The following is a 6,028-nucleotide window of genomic DNA, read 5'->3' on the forward strand; positions in this document are numbered from 1 at the left end:
CTCCCAGCGAACCCATTGATAAAAACACACAATTACGATTAAAAAAAACATTTTTCCAGTCCCAACGGGACGATTGATGGGACGGCAGAGATAATTTTAAATCCAAAAACCTTCCAGCGAAACCATTGATAAAAACACACGATTACGATTTTAAAAAAAACATTTTTCATGTCCCAGCGGGAGGATTGATTGGACGGCAGAGATAATTTTANATGTCCCAGCGGGAGGATTGATTGGACGGCAGAGATAATTTTAAATCCAAAACCTCCCAGCGAAATCATTGATAAGCAAATGATTACGATTTAAAACGCATTTTTCCCGTCCCAGCGGGACGATTGATGGGTAGCCAATTGCAAAATTGGCGATATCGTTCCCTAGGAACGTTTGGTATTAAAAACGTTAATAACATTCCTATCCCTGCCATCTAAACCAGATTGGAGCGAAAAGCCCACAGCGTAGCGAGGACTTGCAGCGTAAAGCAGGACTGAACAATCCCAAGTACCATTGCACCTGCTTTTCTAAAAAAAGGTATATAAGAAAGAAGTCAAGTTTTAAAAACTTGACTTCTTTGGTTGGCGATAAAAACATCCTTCGATTCCGCTCAGGATAACAACTAGGGAAATAAGTCCATAAAAAAATGCCTCCGATTTTATCAGAGGCATTTTTGTTTAGATTAAACTTCCGAAGTCAGCCCCGGGCGGTGCTCATGAGACTTCGGAAGTTTGGCAACCTAGAAAGAGTATGTTAACCCTCCAAAAATATTAAACCCGTTTACCTGATAAAATAAATATTTGCTGTAATTGGTGTTTAAAATGTTGTTTGCTTTTGCAAAAACAGAGAACTTATTGTTGATTCTGTATTCGGCACCAATACCAAGATCTACAAAACCTTTAACGGTAACAATCGATTCGATAGCGGGATTAGGTATTACGTATTGTGAAGCAGGAACCGGAGCGCCGGTATATACTTTAGCTTTCACATCATCCTGAATTACTACGGCTGCATTGAAGCTTAATTTTTTATTGTAGGTATACAAAAAGTTAGAACTTACTTTTAAACCTGGTTTAAACCACGAGTAAGTTTCAGAAGCTGGTTTCCAGTCGTCAAGGTTTAGTTTACCCGTCCATTTTAAGGCATCGCTCACCTGAATCGAAATTTCGCCTTCTAAACCGGTTAACTTGGTTTTACCAAAATCGTAGATTACGTCAAACTTGTTAAAATCGGTGAAGTTGTTTACAAACAATGGCATATCATCAAACTGTTTTACATAAACACGGGCCTTATAACCAAAGCCAGGTCCGCCGGTACCTTTAATACCTCCACTAAAGCTTAATTTTTCGACAGTGTTTTTTACAACAGCATTAGCGTTTAACCAGGGGTTTTCATCAGTAAAACCTTTTAAGGAGTTTCTGTTTACATCACCTTTCACCTCGCCGAATACCTGTAAATAATCCGGAATCAGGGTAAAATCGGCCGTAACCGCAGGGAAAATTTTTGAGCTGCTTACTGCACCAAACTGCTGAACAAAATTAATTCCGGCAGTAATTTTGGCACCTTTAACCTGTAAACGGATGTAAGGATTTAAACGTAACAGGTTGTTGCCAACACTGGTTAAAGCATCTTTGCTGTTACCAAATTCGGTTGAAGCAGCCAAACCTAAGTTTAACGAATTGATGCGTTTGTTGACGTAACCGTTTAAACTCAGGTAATTTTCTTTAGCACTGTATTTATCATTCCAAATGTATCCATTAGCTTTTAAAGCATAACTGAAAGCACCTTCATCTTCGGTAAAGTTTTTTACCAGTTCGCCTTCCAGTTCGATAGTGGTTAAGGTCTGTTTATCAGGATTTGGGTTTAACAAAGGTCTGGTATCGTCAATCCCGTAAAAATGAACACCGTTACGCTCAAAACCAATCTTGCCGCTAATGGTGTTCTCGTCTAAAATACTGCGACCGAAAACGCTCAGCTGCTGGTTGCTGCTGTTTTGTTTGTTCAGCTTACCTTCCTGACTGAAATGTTTAAAGTAACCGCCAAGTTGTAAACCTTCATCTTTACCGGTATTAAAATAAGCTTCGCCCAATAGGGTAGCAAGCGAACCAAAAGCACCTTTTACATAATTATTAACCAAAATGCTTGCTTTTTCTTCTGCCAGGGCCTGTGCCTGTAATTTCTGTATATCGCTGTTCAGTTCAAGCTTTCTATCCAGAATGCTGTAGTTCAGTTTGGCCTTATAGGTTTTAACGTCATCTAAATTCGGGCTCCTTCTTAACTTTACTGCTTCGGCCAAAATGGGTTTATACGGACGAACTACCTCAATTTCTTCATTCACCGTTGCTTTTTCATCCGTTTTTTTATCCTGTGCCTGTACAGTTGTTAATCCGGCAGCTAAAAAAAACAGAGAACTATATATATATTTAATCGATTTCATAATGCTACTTCTTCTGGTTTAGTTTTTCTAGTTTTTCTTTGGCCGTAGGGATAATGTCGTCCTTGCCGTCGTAATTATCAATTATACTTAGAAGTGTGCTCTTTGCCTGTAAATTGTCTTTCAGGGCCACATAATTATCGGATAGCAGGATAAACGCCTTCGCTACCCAGTAATCGTAAGCCGCCATGTTGTTAATCAGATCGAAACAGGTTTTCGATGAAGTTTTATAATCACGTTTATTATATTCTAACAATGCGAGGTTATATTTCGCTTCGGCGGCTGCAACAGTTTTTGTTTTGGCCACCACATTTTTAAACTCTTTTATTGCAGTAGTGGTATCACCTTTTAATAAATAAGCTTTACCAGAGAACAGGCTCGAGCTGTTTTTTTCTTCCTCTGATGCTTTTTCCGAATCTTTGGTCAGCTGAGCATATTTAAGCATGTCATCAGGCATGTTTAAAGCTGTGTAAGCCTTTAACAAGTTGTTGATGGCAAAACTATAGTGCGATTTATAATCGGTTGTGGTTTCTAATCTTTTCAGGTAAACAATCGCTTCATTGTATTTCTTCTGGTTTAAGAACAGTTGAGAAATACTTACCAACGAACGTTCGGTATAATCGCTTGTCCAGTCGTTTAAGATAAATTCATAGTCGGCAATGGCTTCATCCGGACGGCCCAGTTTAACCAGCGATTCGGCCCTGATAAATTTCGCCTCTTTCTCATGGATGGCTTTAGGGAATTTATCGAAATAAGCATTAATTGCCTGGAATGCACCGTTGGCATCACCTTTCAGGTAAGTATTGTTTGCAGCTGCAAAAACGATATTATCCTGATCGGCATTAGAGTAGTTACCCAGCGGGGTAGTATTGGCATAGGCCATAAAACCATTTGCATCGCCACGGTCTACATAAATGTTTTTGATTGATTCCATTGCCTGTTTAGCTTCATCGGCAGTTGGATAATCGCGGATTACCTTTTTGAAAGATTCTAAAGCGGCATCATCCTGATCCTGGTTGTACTGAACCAGACCGATGGTTACCAGTGCTTTTGGTACATAACTGCTGTGCGGATATTTTGCAACCAGTTCTACCAGATCTGTTTTGGATTTATCAAAATCACCTTTGTTAAAGTAAGTATAGGCTGTTTCGAAACCGGCATCATCAGCATAGTTTGAATTTGGGAAAGCCTTTAACAGGTTCTGCATGGTGGCAATTTTTGCATCATACTGGTTTTCCAATCCCTGGATCATACCTTTCTGGAAATTGGCATAATCTTCGGAAGTGGTGTGCCTGCTGATAATTTTGTTATAATTCGCCATTGCATCACCATAATTCTTATTTACGAAATACGAATCGGCTAAACGGATGGTAGCATCGTCAATTGTTTTTTGATCTTTATCATTGCCAGCAAGGAATTTTTCAAAATAATTGGCTGCTTTGCTGTATTTTTCATCTTCGAAAGCGGCATAGGCCAAAGCATAATTTGCAAAATTGTAAACACCGGTTTTATCGGCATCAGGCATTTTTAAAAATTTTTCGAAAGTAGAAACAGCCTCACCATACTTGCGTAGTTCATACATCGATTCTGCTTTCCAATAGGTATTTAAAGCATTGATCTCGTTATCCTCAGGGAATTTTTCAGAACGGAGGAACATTGATAAAGCATTCGGGAAAGCCCTTTCGTTGTAAAACTCCAGTCCGCGGAAATAGGTTACTTTTTGGTAAGCTTCTTTGGCTTCCAAAGTTTTATCAGGGATAGGTTCTAAAATATCAACTGCCGCCTGATAGTTTTTGGTGGTTAATAAAACCTCGCCCAATAAAGTTTTTGCTTCGTTTAGCTTACGCGATTTAGGAAAGGTTTTTAAGAAACCCTGTGTAGCCTCCAAAGCCTGTTGGTGAAAATCGAGTTCGTAACTTAATTTGGCATAGTTTAACCAGGCTTCTTCCTGGATTACTTTATCGAAGCTTAAACGCGACGCCCTGAAAAATGCACTTTGTGCTTTTTGTTTGTCGCCCAGCTGGATAAAATCTTTCCCTAGGGTCAGCATCCCATTTTGCAGGTAAATATCGTCGTTATTCAGTTTATCTAAAACGCTAACCGATTCTTTATACTTTTTGTTCTGGAACAAAGAGTAACCATACTGGTAAATGAAAAGGTTATTCTTGGTTTCGCTTTTATCCTTCGCATAAAATTCTGCGAAATACTTTTCGGCGTTCTTAAACTCCGATTTTGCAAAGTACGAGGCTGCAACCAAACTCAACATTTCGGCTTCGAATTGTTGTTTTGTTTTTTGCATAATCGGGAGAGCATAGCTGATCACATCATCATAACGCTCATCCAGATAGTACATCGAGGTGATATAATATGGATAACTGGCTTCGTAAGTAGGAGAGCCCTTTAACTTTTCGAAGTTGGCCAATGCCGTTTTATATTCCTTATTCAGGTAATTGATGTAGGCAAAGTAATAGGTAGCACTTTCCTGAAAAGCACCTTCTTCTTTTTTTACTTTTTCGAATAAAGGTTCTGCTTTTTCGTAATCTTTCAGCTCAAAATAAGCATATCCCTGTTTAAACTGGTATTCGTTGCGCTGCTTGCCCGAAAGTGTAGAAGGATCTGTTTTTTCGAACCACTCTAATGCCTTTTTATAATTTTTCTGGTTGAAATAGGTTTTTCCAACATAAAAATAAGCCAGTTTGGTATTAGGATTTAACGGATAATCGCGGATAAATGCCTGGAATAAACTCTCGGCATCACTGTTCGTTAACTCTAAAGCGCAAACGGCTGCATAAAATTTTGCGTTCTCTTTTAATAACGATAATTCGGCATTACTTTCCGTTTGGGTAGAAGGTTTATAACGTTGCAGCTCAACCAGTTTAAACTGTTGCGCGGCTGCTGTGTATTTCTCTTTGTCTAATAATTCTAAGCCCGTTTGATAGTTTTTGTTGAGGTTCTGCACAGCGCTAACTTGGGCGTAGGTGCTAAAACTTCCAGCTAAAAATAGCGGAATTAGTAAGTATTTTTTCTGCATTGGTTTCAAATATGGTTGGTACTAAATTATAAATAGTATCAAAGCTTATCAACAGAAGTAATTAACATCTGTTAATAACACAAATTAACGAAGGGATTTTTGCTTTGGTATCAGGGGAGAGACGAATGTGGAAAAATTAGAAGGATTCATTGGTTCAATGGGCATTGGTTCGGCCAAGTCCGTCATTGCGAGGCGGCTTTTTCAGCCAACGAAGCAATCTTAATAGATGTAGTTTGTGGTTGATTGATCTTCTAGAAAGGTTAACTGGTTAATTGTTTACCCTTCGACTACGCTCAGGGGGTTAACTGTTGCGTGAGCGTCATGCTGAATTTATTTCAGCATCTTTCATGCAAAAAAAGACCCTGAAATAAATTCAGGGTGACGGCACTTAGGTTTAGATCTTTATAGAACCCTTTCAGAGCGCATATTATTAATTGCAAATAAATTAATCAACCAATTAAAAATTGGATATGAACTAAATAGGCTATCAGTCGTGAACTAATAAACCATCAAACAATTGAAAGATTAAGCAATTAGGTATAAACGTATGACCAATGAACTAGTGAACCAAT

At 38.6% G+C, this 6,028-nt stretch carries 2 protein-coding genes; both read right to left on the bottom strand.

Annotated elements, in window-relative coordinates; translation table 11 throughout:
- Positions 1-730: 730 nt before the first annotated feature.
- Positions 731-2,428, bottom strand: a complete 1,698-nt coding sequence (locus DRW42_RS28255) for a TonB-dependent receptor (protein ID WP_113952212.1) — start codon at positions 2,426-2,428, stop codon at positions 731-733.
- A gap of 4 nt (positions 2,429-2,432) precedes the next feature.
- A complete protein-coding gene (locus tag DRW42_RS28260; protein WP_113952213.1) occupies positions 2,433-5,456 on the bottom strand; it encodes a tetratricopeptide repeat protein in 3,024 nt (1,007 codons plus the stop codon).
- Positions 5,457-6,028: the final 572 nt, after the last annotated feature.

Source organism: Pedobacter miscanthi, from assembly GCF_003315595.1.
Lineage (GTDB): Bacteria > Bacteroidota > Bacteroidia > Sphingobacteriales > Sphingobacteriaceae > Pedobacter > Pedobacter miscanthi.